Below are 21,456 nucleotides of genomic sequence, written 5' to 3'. Positions count from 1 at the left end.
CAAACCGGAGGAACGCTGAATGCCATCGTCCCCTGAAGTGCTGCGAGACCGCTGGGGCATCCCGCATGTCCGCGCAGGCGGCATCGACGAGTTGTTCTACGCCAATGGCCATGTGCATGCGCAGGACCGGCTGTGGCAGATGGACGCCGCGCGCCGGCGCGCCGTTGGCCGCTATGCCGAATGGGTCGGGCCCGAAGGGGCGGGGGCGGATGCGCTGGCCCGGCGTTTGGGCGTAGAGGCGGCGTCGCGCCGCGATTACGCCGCCTTGTCTGCCGAGACCCGGCGCATGCTGGAGTGCTACGCCCAGGGCGTCAACGCGGCCATGGCGGAACTGCCCTTGCCGGTGGAGTACGAACTGCTGGGGGAAACGCCGGAACCCTGGGAGCCCTGGCATTCGGTCGCCGTGATGCGGCAGCGCGGCCTGCTGATGGGTTCCATCTGGTTCAAGCTGTGGCGCGCCGCGGCCTTGCGCACGATCGGGCCCGAGGCCGTGGCCTTGCTGCGCTATGACGACGGCGGCAATGAACGCTACGTCGTGCCGCAAGTCGATGACGGCGAGACGCGGCGCTGGATCGCCGGCCTGCAATCCCTGGCGCCCTCCATCGAGGCGCTGCTGGCCCTGGCGCCGGCGGACGGCACCATCGCCGGCTCCAACAACTGGGCGGTGTCGGGCGCGCGCAGCGCAAGCGGCAAGCCCCTGGTCGCGGGGGATCCGCACCGCATCTTCGAAATCCCCGGCATGTACGCGCAACTGCACCTGAGCTGTGGCGAGTTCGATGCCCTGGGCTTTTCGGTGCCGGGCGTGCCCGCCTTCCCGCACTTCTGCCACACGGAACACGTGGCCTGGTGCGTGACGCATGCGTTCGCGGACATCCATGACCTGTACCTGGAACGTTTCGATCCCGACGATCCCTCGCGCTACCAGACCGAAACCGGCTGGGCCCAGGCCCAGGTCCGGGAGGAATGGGTCCGGGTGCGAGGCGCGGAATCCTTCAAGGTGCACGCCATCCAGACCCGTCACGGTCCGCTTCTGGCGGATCCCGGTCCGGAAGGCTACGGCCTGGCGTTGCGGTCGGTGCAGCTGGATCCGGTGGACCGTTCGCTGGACTGCCTGCTGCCCATGCTGCGCGCCCGCGGCACGCGCGAATTCAACGAGGTCTGCCGTCCCTGGGGCGTGATCGATCACAGCGTGGTGGCGGCGGACACGGCCGGCCACATCAGCGTGAATGTGCGCGCCATCGTGCCGCAGCGCGACCGCGCCAACGGCTGGCTGCCGGTGCCCGGCTGGACCGGACAGCATGAATGGCGCGGCTACATTCCCTGGGAGCGCATGCCGCGCCAGGAGGATCCGCCCTCCGGAAAAATCGTCACCGCCAACAACCGCATCGCGCCGGACGATGGCGCCGATTACCTGTGCACCGATTGCCATCCGTCGACCCGCGCGCGCCGCATCAGCGAACGGCTCGACGCCATGGACGGCGCCCGCGTGGACGACATGGTGGCGTTGCTGGGCGATACCGACAGCGCACGGGCCCGCGACATCGCCGCGCGCATCGCCAGGACGCCAGCGCAGGGCGCCGCGGCGCAATTGGCGGCGTCGCTGCAAGGCTGGGACGGCAGCATGGCCGCAGGCCAAACGACGCCCTCGGCGTATTACCTGGTGCGCCAGGAGATGACGCGCATTCTGGCGCGGCGTTCGGGGCTGGACCGCGCAGCACAGGACATGTTCGCCGTGATGGCCGCGCCGGGCGTGGTGCCGGTCAATCAATTGTGGTGGACGCTGCCCGAGCTGCTGCGCCGCGAAGACGCCAGCCTGCTGGCCGGCGCCACCTGGGACGAGGTCATCCGGGAAGCGCTGGATACCGTCGCCGGACGCGGCGCGCCGCCGCCCTGGGGGCAGTTGCACCGCCCCATCTTTGCGCATCCGCTGGCCACGGCCTTCCCCGAGGCGGCCGCCGGGCTGGCGCCCGCTTCCAACGAGGTCGCCGGCGACGGCGATTGCGTCTGCGCCACGGGCGCCTATCCCTCCGGCGGGCCGCCCTCCAGCTATGGGCCGGTCGCGCGCTACGTCTTCGACGTGGGCAATTGGGACGAGAGCCGCTGGTCGGTTTTCCACGGCGCCTCGGGCGCGCCCGGCAGCCCGCATTACAGCGACCAGAACCCGCTGTGGGCGCGTTGCGAGCTTGCGCCCGCGCCGTTCACGCGGCAGGCGGTCGATGCTTGCGCCGTGTCGCGCCAGCGCATCGAGATCCAGGGACTGCGGCCGGAATCAGCAAGCGCCGTCAGTCCATAAGGCCTGGCGCGGGCGCGCAAGCCGCGCGCCCGCGCCGGTCGCAACCGGGTCCGCCGCAATCCTCGGCCGGACCCCATGAACAGAAAGGGGAACAGGATGTTCACGAATTCCACATTGCAGCGGATCGGGTGCGGCCTGGTCATGGGCGCCGCGCTTCTGGCTGGCGCCATGGCGCCGGCAGGCGCGGCGGAAGAGACGCCGAAGCAGGGCGGGACCCTGGTCTACGCCAGCCTGTCCGGCCCGGGCACGCTCGATCCCCAGGTCGCGGCCAGCATGGTCGACCTGGAGGTGATCCATCACCTGTACGAAGGCCTGGTGACCATAGACGGTTCCTACAACACCAAGCCCCTGCTGGCCCGCGAGGTCAAGGTCAGCGACGACCTCAAGACCTACACCTTCCTGCTGCGCAAGGGCGTCAAGTTCCACAACGGCAAGATCATGACGTCCGAGGACGTCAAGGCGACCTTTGAACGCTATGCCCGTGTCAGCCCGAACAAGGCCGCGCTCGACGACGTGGAAAGCTATGAAACGCCCGACGCCGACACCTTCGTGATCAAGCTGAAGAAAACCAACGCGGCCTTCCTGGACGTGCTGAAGACGCCGGTCTATCCCTTCGTGATCCTGCCCGCGGAACAGAAGGACAAGCCCGCGCGCGGCATCGACATCATCGGCACCGGCGTCTTCAAGCTGGGCCAGTGGGTCAAGGACAGCCACCTGGTCATCCAGCGCTTCCCGGACTACGTGCCCGACGACAGCGCGGACGGTCCCGACGGCTTCGCCGGCAAGCGCACCGCCTACCTCGACGCAGTGCGCTTCAATTTCGTGCCCGAGGCCAACGCCCGCGTGGCCGCGATGCAGACCGGCGAAGCGGCCTTCACGTCGACCATTCCGCCGGAACTGGCAGCGCGCCTGAAAGGCCAGAAGCAATTGCAGGAAGTCACGGTCTATCCGTACTGCCAGCAGTACCTGATCGTGCATTCGCAGCAAGCGCCCACGGACAACGTCAAGGTGCGCCAGGCGATACGCGAGGCGGTGCACGTCGACGACATCATGAAGGTGATAGGCGCGTCGAAGAAGAACCACTCCATGGTCTACCCCGAGGGCGCGTACTACGGCGGCAAGGTGACCGACGGCCGCTACAATCAGAACGATCCGCAGAAGGCGCGCGAGCTGCTGAAGGAGGCGGGCTACAAGGACACGCCCATTGTCCTGCAGACCAACAACAACTACGACTACATGCGCGACGCCATCCTGGTGCTGTCCGAGCAGCTCAAGGCGGCCGGCATGAACGTCAAGATCGACATCACCGACTGGACCACCAACGCCTCGAACCTGCAGACCGGCAAGGGCAACTGGAACGTGTCGACCACCAGCTTCTGCTCCAACCCCATCCTGGGTCCGCAGCAGTGGCAGTCCATGATCTACAACTTCCCGCACGTGAAGGACGACAAGGTGCTGGATGACGCCTACGCGACCTTCTACAAGACGCCCGACCTGGCGGGGCGCAAGGCCGCCTGGCTGGACATCGAGCAGCGGGTGCTGGACGAGGCCTACATGATCAAGGTGGCCGACCGCGGCAACGTGCAGGTCATCAACACGCGGAAGGTGGGCGGATTCAGGCCGTACTACATGAACCACTTCTGGAACGTGTGGCTCAAGTAAGGGGCGGCGACCATGTTGCACAGCATATCCACCCGCATCGCGCAGGCGGTGCCGGTCATGTTGATCGTGGCCATCCTGACCTTCTTCCTGATGCACCTGCTGCCTGGGGACCCGGCCGTCATCATCGCCGGCGACCAGGCAGGTCCGGAAGCCATCGAGGCCATGCGCCGCACGCTGGGGCTGGACCGGCCCCTGCTTGAACAGCTCTGGCTGTGGCTCACGCACCTGGCGCAGGGCAACTTCGGCGAATCGCTGGTCCTGAACCAGCCCGTGCTGTCCGCGGTGCTGGAGCGCCTGCCCGTCACGCTGTCGCTCGCGGCCGTGGCGTTCGCCATTACCTTGCCCGTGGGCGTGGCGCTGGGCATTACCGCGGCCTACTGGCGCGATTCCTGGCTGGACTCGGCCGTCATGGGGTTCGCGCTGCTGGGAGTGTCCGTGCCCAACTTCTGGATAGCGACCCTGTCGGTCATCCTGTTCAGCGTGAACCTGGGCTGGCTGCCTTCCGCCGGCTACGTGCCCCTGGAGGACGGCTTCCTGGACTGGCTGGCGGCGCTGCTGCAGCCGGCCGCCGTGCTGGCGCTGTTCCAGATCGGCTTCCTGGCGCGGATGACGCGTTCCGAGATGCTGGAGATCCTGGACCAGGACTACGTGCGCACGGCGCGCGCCAAGGGCGTGTCCGAGTTCTTCACCGTGAGCAAGCACGCCTTTCGCAACACGCTGGTGTCGGTGGTGACGGTCGGCGGCTACATCGTCAGCCTGCTCATCGGCGGTTCCGTGGTGGTGGAGCAGGTGTTCGCCCTGCCGGGCATAGGCCGGCTGCTGGTGCAGGCCATCATGGCGCGCGACTATCCGACGGTGCAGGGCACCATGCTGCTGCTGGGTTTCGCCTTCGTGTTGATCAACGTGTTGATCGATGTGCTCTACACCTTCATCGACCCGCGGGTGCGCTATGACTGATATTGCAATCGACAGCCAGGCGCAGGTGGCGGCCGCGGCTTCCGGCAACCGGCGGCGCGTGCTCAAGCGCCTGTGGCGCCATCGCTCGTTCCGGATCGGCGCGGTCATCCTGCTGGTCATCGTCGCCGGCGCCGTGTTCGCCCCGTTCATTACCTCGGGCGATCCGATGGCGATGCGCATCGCCGACCGCTTCCACGCGCCTTCGCTGCAGCATCCATTCGGCGCCGACATGTACGGGCGGGACGTCTTCACCCGCGTGCTGTACGGCGCCCGCCTGTCCTTGTGGATCGGGCTGGCGGTGTCGGTCCTGGCGGCGATAGGCGGGGCGCTGGTGGGGATGATCGCCGGCTACTTCACCTGGCTGGATTCGCTGCTGATGCGCATCATGGACGCGCTGCTGGCGTTTCCGGCCATCCTGCTGGCCATCGGCATCAACGCGGTGCTGGGGCCGCAGATCCACAGCGTGATCATCGCGCTGGCCTTCGCCTACGTGCCGCGCATCGCGCGCATCGTGCGGGCCACGGTGCTGGTGATCCGCCAGCTGGACTACGTCGACGCGGCGCGCATCAGCGGCGCCAGCGCCTGGCGCATCATCGCCCGCCACATCTTTCCCAACACGCTGGCGCCGCTGCTGGTGTCGCTGACCTTCATCTTCGCCTACGCCATCCTGGCCGAGGCCACGCTCAGCTTCCTGGGCATCGGTCCTCCGCCGCCCATGCCCAGCTGGGGCAACATCATTTCCGAGGGCCGCGACTACGCCGTCGAGGCCTGGTGGATCATGCTGTTCCCGGGCCTGGCCATCAGCCTGTCGGCCCTGGCCATCAACCTGCTGGGGGACGGCTTGCGCGATGTCCTTGATCCCCGCTTGAAAGTGGAGGGCGCGTGATGAACCAGCCCTTGTTGGAGGTGGACAAGCTGAGCGTGGAGTTCCGCACGGACGCGGGTTGGACCCGAGCCGTCAGCGACGTCAGTTTTTCCCTGGACGCCAACCGCTCGCTCGGCATCGTCGGCGAATCCGGCAGCGGCAAGAGCGTATGCGCGCTGTCCATCCTGCGCCTGCACCACAAGCGCACCTCGCGCATGCCCGGCTCGGCCATACGCTTCGAGGGCAAGGACCTGCTGGCCTTGCCCGAGGGCAGGCTGCGCCAGGTGCGCGGCGGCGATATCGCGATGATCTTCCAGGATCCGATGACCTCGCTCAATCCGGTGCTGACCGTCGCCGACCAGATCGGCGAAACGCTGCGCATACACCAGGGCCTGGACCGGGCCGCGGCGCGGCGCCGCGCCATCGAGCTGCTGGACATGGTGCGGATTCCCGACGCCCGCCGGCGCGTGGACGAGTATCCGCACCGCCTGTCGGGCGGCATGCGGCAGCGGGTCATGATCGCCATGGCGATCGCCTGCCGCCCCAAGCTGCTGATCGCGGATGAGCCGACCACGGCGCTGGACGTGACCATCCAGGCGCAGATCATGCAGCTCTTGCGCGAGCTCCAGGCCGAGATCGGCATGTCGGTCATCCTGATTTCGCACGACCTGGGCCTGGTCGCCGAATTCGTCGAGCGCGTCATCGTGATGTACGCCGGCCACATCGTCGAGGAGGCGGGCGCGGCGCAGATGTTCGAAAAGCCCTTGCATCCCTACACCGAGGGCCTGCTGCGGGCCATTCCCGATCTGGATGCCGATCATGAACGGCTGCTGGCCATCCCGGGCAGCATTCCCGCGTCGGGCAATTGGCCCAAGGGCTGCCGTTTCGGGCCGCGCTGCGGCCTGGCGCAGCCTGCCTGTCTGGCGGCGCCGGTGCCGATCCAGGCCTTGCCGTCGGGCCGCATCCTGCGCTGTCCGCCCCGCGCGGCCCTGCAGGCCAAGGAGGAGATCGCCGCATGAGCCAGAATCCCATCGTGCAGGTCAGCGGCCTGAGCCGCGATTTCAAACTGGGCCGGGGCGCGGGCAGGAACGCCGTGCTGCGGGCCGTAGACCAGGTGAGCTTCGACATCCTTCATGGCGAAACCATCGGCCTGGTGGGCGAGTCCGGCTCGGGCAAGTCCACCATCGGCCGGATGATGATCGGGCTGCTGCAACCCACCGAAGGCGATATCCGCCTGTTCGGGAAATCCATCGCCGGCCCGCAGGGGCGCGCCAATCTGGCCGCGGTGCGGCAACGGATCCAGTTCGTGTTCCAGGATCCCTATTCTTCCTTGAACCCGCGCATGCGGGTGGGCGACGCCGTCGCCGAGCCGCTGGACATCGCCGGCAGGCAGACCCGCAAGGAACGGCAGGACCGGGTGGCCGAGCTGTTCGACATGGTGGGCCTGCCGGCGGGCTTCGCCGGGCGCTTTCCGCACGAGTTCTCCGGCGGACAGCGCCAGCGCATCGTGATCGCGCGGGCGCTCGCGCTCAATCCGGATTTCGTCGTGTGCGACGAGGCGGTGGCGTCGCTGGACGTGTCCATGCAGGCCCAGATCGTCAACCTGCTGATGGACCTGCAGCAGCGCCTGGGCCTGAGCTATCTCTTCATCGCCCACGACCTGGCCGTCGTCAAGGCCATCTCCCATCGCGTGGCCGTGCTGTACGCGGGGGAGATCGTCGAGATCGGCCACAAGCGATCGCTCTACGCCGCGCCGCGCCATCCCTACACCCAGGCCCTGCTCAAGGCGGTGCCGCGCCCGGTGGCCGGCCGCGTGCGCCCGCCGCCGATCAAGGGCGAACTGCTGAGCGTGCTGAACCGGCCGGCGGGCTGCAGCCTGAGCCCGCGCTGTCCGCACGCGGCCGACCGTTGCCGGCAGGAGAAGCCCCTGCTGCGCGAGGTCGAGCCCGGCTGGCTGGTGGCCTGCCACTTCCATGACACCCTGGCCGCGCAATCCGTCACTCAATCCGTCGCCCAACCCGCGGTCCAACCCGCGCCCTGACCGCATCCACGAGGATTTCCCGTCATGCCCGACCCGCAGCAGCAAGCCAGACCCGAATTCGGCCCCTTGAACCAGCGGCCGCGTCCCACGGGCATCATGCATCCCGATCAGGCGCTGCACCTGTCGCATTGGTACGAGGCGCCGAGCGAGAATCCGGCGCGGCCGGAGGTGTACGTCTACACGGACGCGATGTCGTACGAGGCGGGCGAGGAGATCGCGTTCCACGCCTCCAGCACCGCGCAACGTTGGACGCTGGAGGTCTGGCTGGACGGCATGGAGCCGCAATGCGTGCATGTCCAGGAGGGCATCGCGGGCGAGTTCGCGCCCATGCCGCGCCAGGCCTATCGCGACGGCTGCGGCTGGCCTGCGGCGCACCGCTGGCGCCTGCCCCAGGACGCCGCCAGCGGCTTTTACCGCGTGGCCGCGCATTGCGAGCGCGCCGATGGCTCGCGCTTCCTGCAGCACCATTTCTTCGTCGTGCGTCCGGCGGCGGGACAAGGCGCGCGCGCCGGCAGGTTCCTGTTCCTGCTGTCCACGTCCACCTGGATGGCGTACAACGATTGGGGCGGCGCGAACGCCTACGACGGCATCGACGGCCCGCAGGAGAACCAGTTCTCGCCGCTGCTGAGCAATCAGCGGCCCTGGACCCGCGGGCTGGTCTGGCTGCCGCCGGGCGCGCCGCGCCTGTGCGATCCGGTGCCGCGCGAGCCTTGGGAGGCGCCACGCTACCCGACCAAGGAATGGGCCTATACCAACGGCTTCGCGCAGTATTACGCGTCGTCGGGCTGGGCCCAGTTCGAGCGGCATTTCGCCGTCTGGGCGCAACGCGAAGGCTATGCCTTCGACATGGCGACGCAGACCGATCTGCACTACCGGCCGGAGATCCTGCAGGATTACGCGGCGGTGGTCATCGCCGGGCACGACGAGTATTGGACGCGCGCCATGCGCGAGTCCATCGACAGCTACGTGGAACAGGGCGGCAACGTGGCGCGTTTCGCGGGCAACTTCATGTGGCAGATCCGGCTGGAGGACGAAGGGCGGACACAGGTCTGCTACAAGGCCCGCGCCAAGGCCGAGGACCCGGTGGCAGGCGGGCCGCAGAACGACTTGCTGACGGGAGCCTGGGAGGAACAGGCGGTGAACTGGCCCGGCGCGGCCACGTTCGGCGTCAACGGCATGCGTGGCGTGTATTCGTCCTGGGGCGGCTTCGCGCCGCGCGCCAGCCGGGGATTCACGGTGTACCGGCCCAGGCACTGGGCCTTCGAGGGCCTGGACATGCACTATGGCGACGTCATGGGGGCGCAGGCCGGCATCTTCGCCTACGAGGTCGACGGGCTGGAATACACCTTCCGCCATGGCTTGCCGTACCCCACGCACGAGGACGGCGCGCCGCGGAGCGCCGAGATACTGGCCATGTCGCCGGCGCTGTACGGCGAGGAAATGCACGACGGCGAAGGCTTCCGCTATTACCTCAAGGACGGCGGACTGGCGCGCAAGGCCGAGGCCTTGAGCGGCGAGGCCACGCCCGAGGCCATCGCCCGCCACCAGTACGGTTCCGGCATGATCGTCTCGATGACCCGGGGCCGCGGCGAAGTGTTCACCGCCGGCAGCTGTGAATGGGTCATGGGCCTGACGCGCAACTGCTATTACACCCAAGGCGTCACGCGCAACGTGCTGAAGCGTTTCCTGGGCCAAGGGGCGGCGTAGCCGGTCTTCCATCCCCGATTTTCCTGGCCATGCCGGTATGGTTTTGACGCCATTCTGCATTGCCGTTTGCAGCGCGCCCGCGCCAGAGCCTGCTATAAATGCGGCTGCAGCTTTTCTGTAGGGCCAGGAAATGTCCATTCAAACGTTGAGCCGCCGTGGTGTGGCGCTGCTTTTCATCGCGCTGGTTGCCGGTTGCTCATCTAGCGGTCCCAAGGGTTCGGATAGCGCTTATCCCGCCCGATCCTCCTCTTCCGCTTCCGGACCGGCCAAGGTCAGCGAGGAATGCCGGGCCAGCCGCAGCAAGTGCCTGTATCAAGGACCCTACGAGTCCGGCGAACGCGACTATGCCGAGGCGGAAGCCAAGCGCCTGAACCTGGCCGAGCTGGAACGCCTGCGCCGCGGCTTCGGCAATTGAGCGGGGCCAGCGACCGGCGCATGCCCACGCCGGCAGACATTATGAGGCATTACGAGTCCGATCCGGACGAGATGCCCTGGGTGCGCGGCAAGCCGGCGCCGGAGCAGGTCCACGTCGTTCCCTATGACCCGGATTGGCCGGTCCGCTATGAGCGGCTGGCGGCGCAGGTGCGCCAGGCATTGGGCGCCGTGGCGCTCGATGTCGAGCACATGGGATCGACGGCGGTGCCGGGCCTGCCGGCCAAGCCGGTGATAGACATCGATCTGGCCGTGGCCGATCCGGCGCGCGAGGACGAGTATGTCCCGGCGCTGGAAGCCTTGGGCTATGCCCTGATCCTGCGCGAACCCTCCTGGCACCAGCACCGCTTGTTGCAGCTGGCCTCGCCCCGCGTCAACCTGCATGTATTCGGGCCAGATTGCCCCGAGAACATCCGGCACCGGATGTTCCGGGACTGGCTGCGCGCGCATGGCGCCGACCGCGATCTGTACGCCCAGGCCAAGCATGCCGCGGCGGACGGCGTGATGCAGGTCATGGAATACAACAAGCGCAAGGAGTCGGTCTTGCGCGGCATCTACGAGCGCATGTTCCGCGCCGCCGGCTTCATCTGAATCCGGGGCGCGTCGGGCGTCCGCGTCAGTAGTGGCTCTTCAGCGGCACGGCCGGATCGGTCAGGGCCTCGCGGGGCGGATTCAGTCCCAATTCCAGCAGCTTGCGCGCCGCCAGGTGGTCCATCGGCGCGTTGATCGACTCCACGCACACCAGGTGGCCGTCGGCGAAGTGCAGGATCGAGAAGCTACCGGGCTTGGCGCCCGGACGCAGCACGCGTTCGGTGTCCGGGGGCGCGAGGCCGGCGATCTGCAGGCGCAGCGCGCCTTGATCCGACCAGAACCAGGGTAGGGCGTGATACGGCGTCTTCGTGCCGAGCAGCACGCCGGCCAGCGTGCGGGCCTGGTCATTGGCGTTCTGCACCGATTCCAGGCGCAGGGTCTTGCCCCAGCGCGCGTAGGGAAATGAGGTGCAGTCGCCGATGGCGTAGATGCCTGGGGCGGAGGTCTGCATCAGGGCGTCGACCACGATGCCGTTCACGCATTCCAGGCCGGCGGCCTGCGCCAGCGCGGTTTCGGGCACGGCGCCGATGCCGGCGACCAGCAGGTCGACCGGATGTTCTTCGCCGTTGACCACGATGTTGCGCACGCGGCCGTCTTCCGCGCGCACCTGTTGCAGATCGGAGGACAGGCGCAGCTGGACGCCGGATTCATGCAGCACGCGGGCGACGTGCTCGGAGGCCTCGGGCGACACGGAGCGCGCCAGCAGGCGGGGAGCGGATTCGAAGACGGTGACCGGGCGGCCGAGGGCGCCGGCCGTGGCCGCGATCTCCAGGCCGATGAAGCCGCCGCCCACGACCGTGACCGAAGGCGCTGCGGCGATCGCGGCGCGCAGGCGCGCGGCGTCGTCGGCGTTGCGCAGGTAGATCAGGTTCTGCAGATCATCGGGCAGGTCCGGCAGGCGGCGCGCGCGCGTGCCGGTGGCCAGCACCAGCGCGTCATAGTCCAGTTGCTTGCCGGAGGCCAGCGTCAGCCGGTGCGCATCGCGGTCGATGGCGACTGCGGGGTCGGCCAGCAGGACCTGCACGCCGGCGTCGGCGTAAGTGGCCTCGGGACGCAGCAACTGGACCGCGGCGTCCCGGGTCTTCAGATAGGTCTTGGAAAGCGGCGGCCGGTGGTAGGGCAGAGTAGCCTCTTCGCACACCAGGGTTACGCTGCCGGGAAAGCCGCCTTCGATAAGGCTGGCGCACAATTGCGCCGCCGCGTGGCCGCCGCCGACGATCACCACTTTTTGCATACCTGACTCCTGTTCTTCCTGGCGCGTCCGGTGAAGAAAGGGTCGGGTCCGGACGCGACCGGCAATCCTACCGCAGGTCGCGGCGGGACGGGGGCGGCAGGGAGGAGTCGGGGGGAGGGATCAGGCGCCCGGCAGCATGTAGCGGGCGGAGACGGCCAGGATGCGCTGGGCGGATTCGCGCAGCATGCGCGATTCGCGGTAGGCGTTGAGGGAAACCACGGCGTCGTAGCGGCGCGCGCTGCGCGGGCCGGCGAGCAGCACCGGGCGGCGGCTGAGAATGGGGGATATCAAGCGTTGCATGTGTAGCATTCCTGCGGGCTCTTGGCCCAGTCGATGCCAGGAATCGTAAGCCGGCCAGGGGCGGCGGCCAACGAATTACCTTTCATATGGATATCCGGGACGGTCCCGGGATTCGGGGTTCGGGATATCCGGACGCCAGTATGGCCCGCGAGTATGACAACCGTATGCCAACGGACCAGGGGTCTTCCCCAGGTCGCGGGAAACGGGTCTTGTGAATTCTGATACTACGCGGTAGCATTAAAAAAACGAATGCTGGATCGGAGACGGAAATGGCATTGCCCCTGGAAGGCCTGTTGGTGATCGCGGTGGAGCAGGCGGCCGCAGCGCCCTACGCATCGTCGCGGCTGGCCGACGCCGGCGCGCGCGTCATCAAGATCGAACGCGCCGCCGGCGATTTCGCGCGCGGCTACGACGGCGCCGTCATGGGCGACAGCACGTACTTCGTGTGGCTCAATCGCGGCAAGGAATCCATCGTGCTGGATTTCTCCCAGCCGCAGGACCTGGCGCTGCTGCGCACGCTGATCCTGCAGGCCGACGTGCTGATCCAGAACCTGGGACCGGGCGCGGCCGAACGCGCCGGCTTCGGCTGGCAGGAAATGCGCGCGGCCAACCCCCGCCTGATCACCTGCGACATCACGGGCTACGGCGAATCCGGGCCTTATGCCGGCATGCGGGCCTATGACCTGCTGGTGCAGGCCGAATCGGGCATCGCGTCGGTGACGGGCACGCCGGAAGCGCCGGGCAGGGTAGGCATCTCCGCCTGCGATATCGGCACCGGCATGTATGCGCACGCGGCCATCCTGGAAGCGCTGCTGCAGCGCGAACGGACCGGGCAGGGCAGCGCGCTGCATGTCTCGTTGTTCGATGCCATGGCCGACTGGATGACCGTGCCGCTGCTGCACTACGACTACGCTGGCACGGTGTGGCCGCGCGTGGGCCTCGGGCACCCCACCATCGCGCCCTATGGCGCCTTTGCCTGCCAGGGCGGCCAGTCGCTGCTGATCGGCGTGCAGAACGACGGCGAGTGGAGCCGTTTCGCCCGCGACGTCCTGCAAAGGCCCGAATGGGTCGACGACGAGCGCTACCGCAGCAACCGCGACCGCGTGCTGCACGCGGACGAACTGAAAGCCGCGATCGAAGCCGTGCTGAGCACGGTGGACCTGGCGGAATTGCGGCAGCGCCTGACGCAGGCCAAGATCGCCTATGCCTCGGTCAACGGGGTCAAGGAACTGTCGGCGCATCCGCATTTGCGCCGCTCCGAGGTGCGCACCGCGCACGGCGTGGCGTCCATCGTGGCGCCGCCCGTCCAGGTGCGCGGCGAGCCGCGAGCCCTGGGCGACGTGCCCGCCATAGGCGCCCACACGCAGGCGATCCGCGACGAGTTCGCGGGCGCCGGCCGGCAGGCCTGAGGGTAGAATTTCGCGTTTATTTCCGCTTTAGCAAGGACATTGATGGGACGGCCTAGCCTGATGGACAGCACGGAAGGAATCGAGAAGCGCCTCGGCATTCTCGACGCAGCTGCGTCCGTGTTCATGAACCTGGGCTTTTCCGCCGCCTCGCTGGACGACATCAGCGTGGCTTACGGCGCCACCAAAGGCATCATCTATTACTACTACCGCAACAAGTCGGCGCTGTTCTTCGCCGTGCAGCGGCGCGCCATGGAACTGACCCGCGAAGCGATCGAGCCGCACGCGCTGTCCGCCGAGCCGCCGGCCGTCAAGCTGCGCAAGATGGCGCACGACCACACCGTGCTGATGATGGAGCACCTGGCCTATCTGCGCGTCGCCGCGCAAGGCCTGGAGCTGCATCTGACGGGCCGCACCACCGCGTCCGAGCGCGCCGAGCTGGAAGATATCCTCAAGCTGCGCGCCGCCAACGAAGCGCTGTACGTGCGGGTGATCGAGGAAGGGGTGCAGAGCGGCGATTTCCGCGCCATGGACGCCAAGCTCCTGGTCAAGCCCTTGCTGGGGGCGCTGAACTGGACCTCGCGCTGGTATCACCCGCGCAAGAACGAAACCGCGAAGGACCGCGAGCGCGTCGCCAGCGAGCTGGCCGGCTTCGCGGTCAGCGCCTTGTTGCCGCATCCGCAGTAAACGCAGGCCGCGCGGACCGACAGGCGCGCGGCTTTTTTTTCAATCATTTTGATACTGCTTGGTATTATTTAAATAACGGGACGACAGCAATTCATGGCTCCGAAAATCCTGGTGGAACGCGATGGCTTTGTGACCACGGTGATCATCAACCGGCCCGAGGTGCGCAATGCGCTGGATCGCGAGGCGGCTTCCGCGCTGGCGCGCGCCTTGCGCGAGTTCGATGCGGACGAGCAGGCCAGGGTGGCCGTGCTGTGCGGCGCCGGCGGCGCCTTCTGTTCCGGCGCTGACCTGAAGGAGCTGGCCGGGGGCACGGACTACGAGCCCTGGGCGGGCAGTCCGGACGGCCCCTTGCATGCGCCGCTGTCCAAGCCCGTCATCGCGGCGGTGGCCGGGCATGCCTGCGCGGGCGGGCTGGGCGTGGCGCTGTGGTGCGACCTGCGCATCGCCGAGGAAAGCGCTTCGTTCGCCGTGCTGTCGCGCCGCTGGGGCGTGCCGATGAGCGACGGCACGACCGTGCGCCTGCCGCGCCTGATCGGCATGAGCCGCGCGCTGGACATGCTGCTGACCGCGCGCATCGTGGGGGCCGCGGAAGCCGAGCGCTTCGGCCTGGTCAACCGCGTGGTGCCGGACGGGCAGGCGCGCGCCGAGGCCGAGGCGCTGGCCCGGCAGATGGCGCAATTCCCGCAGATCGCGATGCGCTCGGACCGGCAGTCGGCCTACGCCCAGATGGCGCTGTCCGAGCGCGATGCCGTCGCCGCGGAAATGGCCTATGCCGCTGCCGCGCGCAAGCTGGAGGCGCGCGCCGGCGCGCAGCGTTTCCAACGGGGCGCGGGCCGTCATGGCGCCTTGCCCGAAGCCGACTAGGAGAGAACCATGCGAGCCGTCATCTGCCGCGGGTTGGACGATCCCGGCCAAGTCAGCGTCGAGACCTGCGCCGCGCCGCCCTTGCGGGCGGACAGCGTGCGCATCGAAGTGCATTCCTGCGGCGTGAGCTTCGCCAACCTGCTGGTGCTGCAGGGCAAGCACCAGAACCGGCCGCCGCTGCCGCTGACGCCGGGCACCGAGGTCGCCGGCATCGTGCGCGAATGCGGGCCCGGCGTGACGCTGTTCCGTCCGGGCGACCGGGTGGTGGCCGGCGTGCAATCGGGCGGATTCGCCAGCGAAGTGATGGCGCCGGTCGACACGACTTTCGCCTTGCCCGACGGCGTGGACTTCGACAGCGCCGTGCAGTTTCCGACCATCTACGCCACGGCCTATGGCGCGTTGAGCTGGCGCGCCCATCTGCAGCCGGGCGAGACCGTGCTGGTGCATGGCGCCAGCGGCGGCAGCGGGCTGGCGGCGATTGAAATCGCCAAGCGCCTGGGCGCGCGCGTGATCGCATGCGCCAGCACCCAGGCCAAGCTGGACGCGGCGCGCGCCCATGGCGCCGACGAAGGGCTGAACTACCGGGAAGGAGGCTTCCGCGATGCGGTGCTGGCGCTGACCGGCGGGCGCGGCGCCGACGTGATCTTCGATCCGGTGGGCGGCAAGGTCTTCGAGGAATCGCTGCGCTGCGTGGCGCCCGAGGGGCGGCTGATCCCCATGGGGTTCGCCGGCGGCGACATCCCGCAGATCCCCGCCAACATCCTGCTGGTCAAGAACGCCACCGCGATCGGCATCTACTGGGGCTATTACATGGGCTGGGGCAGGGTGGCCGTCCCGCCCGAGCGCAAGGCGGCAGTGCGCGCCGCCTTCGCCACGATGTTCGACTGGGTCGTCGAAGGGGCGCTGAAACCCTACACCCAGCAGACCTACGCATTGGAAGCATACGAAGAGGCGCTGGCCGCGCTGGCTTCCCGCGAGGTCATCGGACGGGTCGCCCTGCATCCGCAGTCATCTTCCTGACCGCGCGCGCAGGCGCTCTCATTGCAAAAACCGACAACAAGGCACCCTCACAGGAGTTGGAGACATGAAACGCTTGACCACCTTGCTCATAGGCGCCGCGCTGGCGCTGGGCGCCCAGCTTAGCTACGCATTTCCCGACAAGCCGATCCGGCTCATCGTGCCGTATCCGCCGGGCACCGGCACCGATACGCTGGCGCGCTACACCGCGCGCCAACTGGAAGCCAAGCTGGGACAGCCCGTGATCGCCGAGAACCGGCCGGGCGCCAGCGGCATCATCGCGACCCAGGCCGTCGTGTCGGCGGCGCCGGACGGCTACACGCTGCTGCTGGCGGCCAACGCGCCGGTCGCGACCAACGTCGCGGCCTTCGCCAAGCTGCCCTACGACCCCCTGGTCGATCTGGCGCCGGTGGCGGTGCTGGCCCAGGCTCCGATGGGCTTCTACGTCTATCAGGACTCGCCCTACAAGACGGTCGCGGATCTGGTGGCGGCCGCCCGAAAGGATCCGAAGAAGCTGAACTACGGGGCGGGCAGCGCCACCTACCAGATCGCCAGCGAATGGTTCCTGTCGCTGGCGCAGGCCAGCGCCAACGGCATTTCCTACAAGGGCGCGGGCCCGGCGCTCAATGACCTGGCGGGCAAGCAGGTCGACTTCGTGATCGCCGAGTACAGCGGCGCGCAGGCCCTGGTGCAGGCGGGCAAGCTGCGCCTGCTGGCCGTGACCACCGACAAGCGGCTGGCCAGCGCACCGGACGTGCCCACCTTGCAGGAGCTGGGCTACAAGGACTTCTTCAAGGTGGCATGGTGGGCCATGTTCGCGCCGGCCAAGACGCCCGCGCCGGTCGTGAAGACGCTGCAGGACGCCCTGCTGGAAATCTACGCCGACCCCAAGACCCAGGCCTTCCTGGCGCAGAGCAATTTCATTTCCTTCATCGGCGACGCGGCCGCGCTGGCCAAGTTCCAGAAGAAGGAAATCGAACTTGAGATCGCCACGGCCCAGCGCGCCAACATACCCAAGCAATAGCGCCCGGCTCTGACGACAGGACATTTCTTCATGAGCATGCAAGCGACGCTCGCGTGGCCGTTCTTCGAACCCCGCCACCAGGAAGTGCTGCGGCAGGCCGATGCCTGGCTGGCGTCCTTGCCCGCCTGGACCCCGCCGCAAAACCGGGCGGAAATGGACGGGCTATGCCGAAGCCTGGTGGCCGGCATGGGCCGGGCGGGGCTGCTGGCCCATGCCGTGCCGGACCCGCGCGACCCCGCCGTCCGCATCGACGCGCGCGCGGTCTGCCTGCTGCGTGATCGTCTGGCGCAGCATGGCGCGCTGTTCGATTTCGCCTTCGCCATGCAGGGCCTGGGTTCGGCCGCCATCGCGCTGGACGGCACGGCCGCGCAGCGCGAGCGCTATCTGGCGCCGGCGCGGGACGGGCTGCATATCGCCGCCTTCGCGCTGTCGGAGGCGCAGGCGGGTTCCGACGTGGGCGCCCTGTCGTGCGCCGCCAGGCAGGATGGCGGCGACTACGTGCTGGACGGCGAGAAGACCTGGATCTCCAACGGCGGCATCGCCGACCACTACGTGGTGTTCGCGCGCGATCCGCAAAGCGCGGGCGCCAAGGGTATATCCGCGTTCATCGTGGACGCGGATACGCCGGGGCTGGAAATCGCGGAGCGCATCGACGTCATGTCGCCGCACCCGCTGGCCACGCTGAAGTTCAGCGCCTGCCGCGTCGCGGCCGGGCAATTGCTGGGCGAGCCCGGCCAGGGCTTCAAGCTCGCGATGCGCACCCTGGACATCTTCCGCACGTCGGTGGGCGCGGCGGCGCTGGGCTTCTCGCGCCGGGCCCTGCAGGAAGCCACGCGGCACGCGCTGCAACGCCGGATGTTCGGCAAGACGCTGGCCGATTTCCAGCTGACCCAGGCCGGCCTGAGCCAGATGGCGACGCGGACGGAGGCGTCGGCGCTGCTGGTCTATCGCGCCGCGTGGGCCCGCGACGCCGGGCAGGGTTCGTCGCGCGACGCGGCCATGGCCAAGCTGGCCGCGACCGAGCACGCCCAGCAGGTGGTGGACGCGGCCTTGCAGATGCATGGCGGGCTGGGCGTGCGCGCGGGACACATCATGGAGCAGCTGTACCGCGACGTGCGGGCGCTGCGCATCTACGAGGGCGCGACCGAGGTCCAGCACCTGATCATCGGACGCGACCTGCTGCGCGAGGCGCGTGAGCAATCCGCGCTGGCAGCACTCCCATCCACTCAAGTCCCGAGCAGGGCGACCCTTAACCAGGAACAACCATGACAGGCCCTTTGTCCGGTATGCGCGTCATCGACGCCAGCAATTTCGTGTTCGGACCGATGGCGACCCAGCTGCTTGCCGACATGGGCGCCGATGTGATCAAGGTCGAACCGCCCCAGGGCGATCCGATGCGCATGGTCGGCAAGTCGCGCAACGCCAGGATGGGATCGTTCTTCCTGAACCTGAACCGCGGCAAGCGCAGCGTGGTGCTGGATTTGAAGAATGCCGCCGACGTGGCGCGGCTGGACGCGCTGCTGGCCACCGCCGACGTCTTCGTGCACAACATGCGGCCGGCTGCCGCCAGGCGCCTGGGCATCGATTACGACAGCCTGGCCCCGCGTCACCCGCGGCTGGTCTATGCCGTGGCGCTGGGCTTCCATCAGGACGGCCGCTACGCCGAGCGCCCCGCCTACGACGACGTGATCCAGGGCATGAGCGGCGTGTCCGGCCTGCATGCCAGGATGTATGGCGAGCCGGGCTTCATTCCCATGCTGTTCACCGACAAGCTCTGCGGCGTCTATCTGGCCAGCGCCATCGCGTCGGCGCTGGTGGCGCGCGCCGCCAGCGGGCATGGGCAGCAGGTGGAGGTGCCCATGTTCGAGACCATGGCCTCGTTCAACCTGGTCGAGCATCTGGCCGACAGCATCTTCGGCGGTTCGGAGGCGGTGGCCTCGCCGCGCGGCTATGAGCGCGTCTTCAGCCGCTATCACCGGCCCTTGAAGACGCGTGAGGGCCATGTGTGCCTGGTCGCCAACACCGATGCGCAATGGCAGCGCCTGTTCGCCCTGCTGGGCCGGCCCGAACTGGCCGCCGATCCGCGCTTCGCGACCATGGGAGACCGCATCCGCCACGCCGAACCCCTGTACGAGGAAGTCAGCCGCAGCCTGCTGGAGCGCGGCGCGGTGGAGTGGCTGGCGCTGTTCCTGGAACACGATATTCCCGCGGGCCCCGCCAACAACCTGGACGACCTGCTGCGCGATCCGCATCTGGCGGACGTGGGATTCTTCGAGACCGTCGCGCACCCGACGGAAGGGGAGCTGCTGTGCGCGGCCACGCCGTTCCGGTTTTCCGCGAGTCCCAGGGCGTCCGCCGGCGCCGCGCCGGGGCTGGGCGAGCATAGCGCCGAACTGCTGCGCTAGGCGCTGTGCGATTCCGCCGTCGCCGCGGGATCATGCCCCAGCCGCTGCGATAGCCGCGCGCAGATCTCGGCCAGCACCAGCTTGATCTGGGCGGTATCGGGCGTGGGCGTGCCGTCGATGCGGGCGATGTGCGGGATGTTGATGGCGGCGACCACGCGCTGGCCCAGGCCCCACACCGGACGCGCGATGTTGGTGACGCCCTGGATCTGGATGCTGGGCATCATCGCGTAGCCGGTCTGGCGCACGGTCTCCAGCAGTGAAAACAATTGCCCCGGATCCATGTCGAGCTCGCCTTCGACGTGGATGTGGTTGCTGAGCATGCGCGTGCGGGTGACTTCGTCCTGGTATGCCAGCAGCACGTGGCCGGACGAGGTGTCCGTCAGGCCCATGACCACGCCGACCTTCAAGCCGAAAGACCAGCGCTCGGGGCTGTCGACCTGGGCCACGACCACCACCCGGCCGTTCTGGAAGATGGCCAGGTGCGCGGACTGGCGCGTGCGTTCGGCCAGTTCCTGCAGCAACGGCAGGGCCGCGCCGACCAGGGACTTGATCGGCGGCTGGCGGTGCGCCAGCGCGAACATCTTCAGCGTCAGGGAGTAGCGGTCGTTTTCGTCGGTCTGGATGTAGCCGCGGTGCTGCAGCGTGACGACCATGCGGAAGATTTCGTTGACGTTGCGCTGCAGGACCTGGCTGAGCTGGTTCAGCGTATAGCCCTGCGCGCTGGCGCTCAGCGCTTCCAGGATGTCCAGGCCTTTTTCCAGCGCGGGCGCGCTGTAGCGCGCCGCTTTCTCGGCAAGCTGGGCGTCGCCTTCGGGATGGGCGGGCGGGATTTCGGCGGACAGGTCGGTCGTGCTCATGGGCAGGCGGTTTCACTGGCGATGGACCTCTCAATCATACCTGCGGGGCGCGCCTGGATGGGGTAATTTCATTCACATATAAAAATTTATCTTGTATATAAAAAATCATTGAAGGTGGCGTTCTACGGGAAAGTACGTATTACTAGAGGTAAACACGCAAAATAATATTGAAAAAAGACAGACGCATGTGTTGTTTGGCGGAAATTTATTTTTATACATAAAAATATCTGATCTGAATCGAGGGGCGCGCGGCTGGACCCGGCGCGCATGTCTGCCGGCACTGCCGGCGCTCTTGCGGACCCGCGCAGGGCCGTGGATCCCTTGCTTCATTTCCCTACGCTTGGAGACGAAATGGCTGGTCGTTTGGCAGGAAAGAGCGCATTGATCACGGCTGCCGGGCAGGGCATCGGCCGCGCGGCGGCGGAACTGTTCATCGCGGAAGGGGCGCGCGTCATCGCCACCGATCTCAAGCCCGAACTGCTGCACGGCCTGGCCGGCGGCGAGGTCCGCGGCCTGGACGTCACGGACAGCCGGGCCATCGCCGCGCTGGCGGCCGAACTGGGCGACATCGACGTGCTGTTCAACTGCGCGGGCTACGTGCATGACGGCAACATCATGGACTGCGACCGCGCGGCCTGGGATTTTTCGTTCGCGCTGAACGTGACCGCGATGTACGAAATGACCCGCGCCATCCTGCCGGGCATGCTGCGCCTGGGTCGCGGCTCCATCATCAACATGGCCTCGGCCGCTTCCAGCGTGAAGGGCGTGCCCAACCGCTTCGTCTACGGCGCCAGCAAGGCCGCGGTCATCGGCATGACCAAGGCCATCGCCGCCGACTACGTCGGCCAGGGCATACGCTGCAACGCCATTTGCCCGGGTACGGTGGAGTCGCCGTCGCTGCAGGCGCGCATCGCCAGCCAGGCGGACAAGTACGAAAAAACGCTGGAACAGGTGCGCGCGGATTTCGTGTCGCGCCAGCCGATAGGACGGGTGGGGCGGCCGCAGGAAATCGCCGCGCTGGCCCTGTACCTGGCATCGGACGAGTCCAGCTTCACGACCGGCACCGCCCAGGTCATCGATGGCGGCTGGTCGAACTGATTTTGACAAGGAGTAG

The 21,456-nt window shown here is 67.9% G+C and carries 20 protein-coding genes; 17 read left to right on the top strand and 3 right to left on the bottom strand.

From position 1 onward, the window contains the following. Nucleotides 1-19: 19 nt before the first annotated feature. The 9 genes from HWY37_RS11575 to HWY37_RS11535 all read left to right on the top strand — a co-directional run bounded on the left by HWY37_RS11575 (nucleotide 20) and on the right by HWY37_RS11535 (nucleotide 10,548). The gene (locus tag HWY37_RS11575; protein WP_176088673.1) at nucleotides 20-2,293 is read left to right on the top strand and encodes a penicillin acylase family protein; all 2,274 of its coding nucleotides are present in this window, start codon (nucleotides 20-22) and stop codon (nucleotides 2,291-2,293) included. Between the two features lie 96 nt (nucleotides 2,294-2,389). Next, nucleotides 2,390-3,955 carry an ABC transporter substrate-binding protein gene (locus HWY37_RS11570; RefSeq protein WP_217481265.1) on the top strand — a complete coding sequence of 522 codons (1,566 nt, stop codon included), beginning with the start codon at nucleotides 2,390-2,392 and terminating at the stop codon, nucleotides 3,953-3,955. Between the two features lie 12 nt (nucleotides 3,956-3,967). Further along, nucleotides 3,968-4,912 carry an ABC transporter permease gene (locus HWY37_RS11565; RefSeq protein WP_217481264.1) on the top strand — a complete coding sequence of 315 codons (945 nt, stop codon included), beginning with the start codon at nucleotides 3,968-3,970 and terminating at the stop codon, nucleotides 4,910-4,912. Beyond that, complete coding sequence (locus HWY37_RS11560) at nucleotides 4,905-5,798, top strand: ABC transporter permease (protein ID WP_175205005.1); 894 nt, start codon at nucleotides 4,905-4,907, stop codon at nucleotides 5,796-5,798. Before HWY37_RS11565 ends, HWY37_RS11560 begins: the two co-directional genes overlap by 8 nt. Further along, nucleotides 5,798-6,796, top strand: coding sequence for an ABC transporter ATP-binding protein (locus tag HWY37_RS11555; protein ID WP_175205004.1), 999 nt, complete (start codon nucleotides 5,798-5,800; stop codon nucleotides 6,794-6,796). Before HWY37_RS11560 ends, HWY37_RS11555 begins: the two co-directional genes overlap by 1 nt. Continuing rightward, complete coding sequence (locus HWY37_RS11550) at nucleotides 6,793-7,818, top strand: ABC transporter ATP-binding protein (RefSeq protein ID WP_175205003.1); 1,026 nt, start codon at nucleotides 6,793-6,795, stop codon at nucleotides 7,816-7,818. The genes HWY37_RS11555 and HWY37_RS11550 overlap by 4 nt, the downstream gene beginning before the upstream one ends. 24 nt (nucleotides 7,819-7,842) lie before the next feature. Beyond that, complete coding sequence (locus HWY37_RS11545; RefSeq protein ID WP_176088672.1) at nucleotides 7,843-9,525, top strand: N,N-dimethylformamidase beta subunit family domain-containing protein; 1,683 nt, start codon at nucleotides 7,843-7,845, stop codon at nucleotides 9,523-9,525. Between the two features lie 130 nt (nucleotides 9,526-9,655). Next, the gene (locus HWY37_RS11540) at nucleotides 9,656-9,940 is read left to right on the top strand and encodes a hypothetical protein (RefSeq protein WP_175205001.1); all 285 of its coding nucleotides are present in this window, start codon (nucleotides 9,656-9,658) and stop codon (nucleotides 9,938-9,940) included. A 20-nt stretch (nucleotides 9,941-9,960) separates the two neighbouring features. Next, nucleotides 9,961-10,548, top strand: coding sequence for a GrpB family protein (locus HWY37_RS11535; protein WP_176088671.1), 588 nt, complete (start codon nucleotides 9,961-9,963; stop codon nucleotides 10,546-10,548). 25 nt (nucleotides 10,549-10,573) lie between these two features. Here HWY37_RS11535 and HWY37_RS11530 read toward each other — a convergent pair whose 3' ends face one another. Together HWY37_RS11530 and HWY37_RS11525 are read right to left on the bottom strand one after the other, a co-directional pair. Beyond that, nucleotides 10,574-11,782, bottom strand: a complete 1,209-nt coding sequence (locus HWY37_RS11530) for an NAD(P)/FAD-dependent oxidoreductase (RefSeq protein ID WP_176088670.1) — start codon at nucleotides 11,780-11,782, stop codon at nucleotides 10,574-10,576. Nucleotides 11,783-11,902: 120 nt separating this feature from the next. After that, nucleotides 11,903-12,082: a hypothetical protein gene (locus HWY37_RS11525; protein ID WP_175204998.1), complete on the bottom strand. Its 180-nt coding sequence runs from the start codon at nucleotides 12,080-12,082 to the stop codon at nucleotides 11,903-11,905. Nucleotides 12,083-12,351: 269 nt separating this feature from the next. On the opposite strand from HWY37_RS11525, the gene HWY37_RS11520 reads away from it, so the two are divergent. The 7 genes from HWY37_RS11520 (at nucleotide 12,352) to HWY37_RS11490 (ending at nucleotide 19,485) form a co-directional block, all read left to right on the top strand. Further along, the gene (locus HWY37_RS11520) at nucleotides 12,352-13,491 is read left to right on the top strand and encodes a CaiB/BaiF CoA transferase family protein (RefSeq protein ID WP_175204997.1); all 1,140 of its coding nucleotides are present in this window, start codon (nucleotides 12,352-12,354) and stop codon (nucleotides 13,489-13,491) included. Nucleotides 13,492-13,533: 42 nt separating this feature from the next. Next, on the top strand, nucleotides 13,534-14,175 hold the full coding sequence (locus HWY37_RS11515) for a TetR-type transcription factor C-terminal domain-containing protein (protein ID WP_175204996.1): 642 nt from the start codon (nucleotides 13,534-13,536) through the stop codon (nucleotides 14,173-14,175). Between the two features lie 93 nt (nucleotides 14,176-14,268). Next, nucleotides 14,269-15,039 (top strand): crotonase/enoyl-CoA hydratase family protein, encoded by a 771-nt coding sequence (locus HWY37_RS11510; RefSeq protein ID WP_175204995.1) that lies wholly within the window; start codon nucleotides 14,269-14,271, stop codon nucleotides 15,037-15,039. A gap of 9 nt (nucleotides 15,040-15,048) precedes the next feature. Then, nucleotides 15,049-16,059: an NADPH:quinone oxidoreductase family protein gene (locus tag HWY37_RS11505; protein WP_176088669.1), complete on the top strand. Its 1,011-nt coding sequence runs from the start codon at nucleotides 15,049-15,051 to the stop codon at nucleotides 16,057-16,059. A gap of 64 nt (nucleotides 16,060-16,123) precedes the next feature. Next, nucleotides 16,124-17,080: a Bug family tripartite tricarboxylate transporter substrate binding protein gene (locus tag HWY37_RS11500; protein WP_176088668.1), complete on the top strand. Its 957-nt coding sequence runs from the start codon at nucleotides 16,124-16,126 to the stop codon at nucleotides 17,078-17,080. Between the two features lie 30 nt (nucleotides 17,081-17,110). Further along, nucleotides 17,111-18,349, top strand: coding sequence for an acyl-CoA dehydrogenase family protein (locus tag HWY37_RS11495; protein ID WP_176088667.1), 1,239 nt, complete (start codon nucleotides 17,111-17,113; stop codon nucleotides 18,347-18,349). Next, on the top strand, nucleotides 18,346-19,485 hold the full coding sequence (locus tag HWY37_RS11490) for a CaiB/BaiF CoA transferase family protein (RefSeq protein ID WP_176088666.1): 1,140 nt from the start codon (nucleotides 18,346-18,348) through the stop codon (nucleotides 19,483-19,485). Before HWY37_RS11495 ends, HWY37_RS11490 begins: the two co-directional genes overlap by 4 nt. On the opposite strand, the gene HWY37_RS11485 is transcribed toward HWY37_RS11490, so the two are convergent. Continuing rightward, a complete protein-coding gene (locus HWY37_RS11485) occupies nucleotides 19,482-20,342 on the bottom strand; it encodes an IclR family transcriptional regulator (protein ID WP_175204990.1) in 861 nt (286 codons plus the stop codon). The two genes, HWY37_RS11490 and HWY37_RS11485, sit on opposite strands and share 4 nt — an antisense overlap. A gap of 351 nt (nucleotides 20,343-20,693) precedes the next feature. Between HWY37_RS11485 and HWY37_RS11480 the strand changes: the two genes are divergently transcribed. Then, nucleotides 20,694-21,440, top strand: a complete 747-nt coding sequence (locus HWY37_RS11480; protein ID WP_176088665.1) for an SDR family oxidoreductase — start codon at nucleotides 20,694-20,696, stop codon at nucleotides 21,438-21,440. Nucleotides 21,441-21,456 lie beyond the last annotated feature (16 nt).

Source organism: Achromobacter anxifer, from assembly GCF_903652925.1.
GTDB classification, from domain to species: domain Bacteria; phylum Pseudomonadota; class Gammaproteobacteria; order Burkholderiales; family Burkholderiaceae_B; genus Achromobacter; species Achromobacter anxifer.
This window is presented reverse-complemented; position numbering and strand designations above follow the sequence as displayed.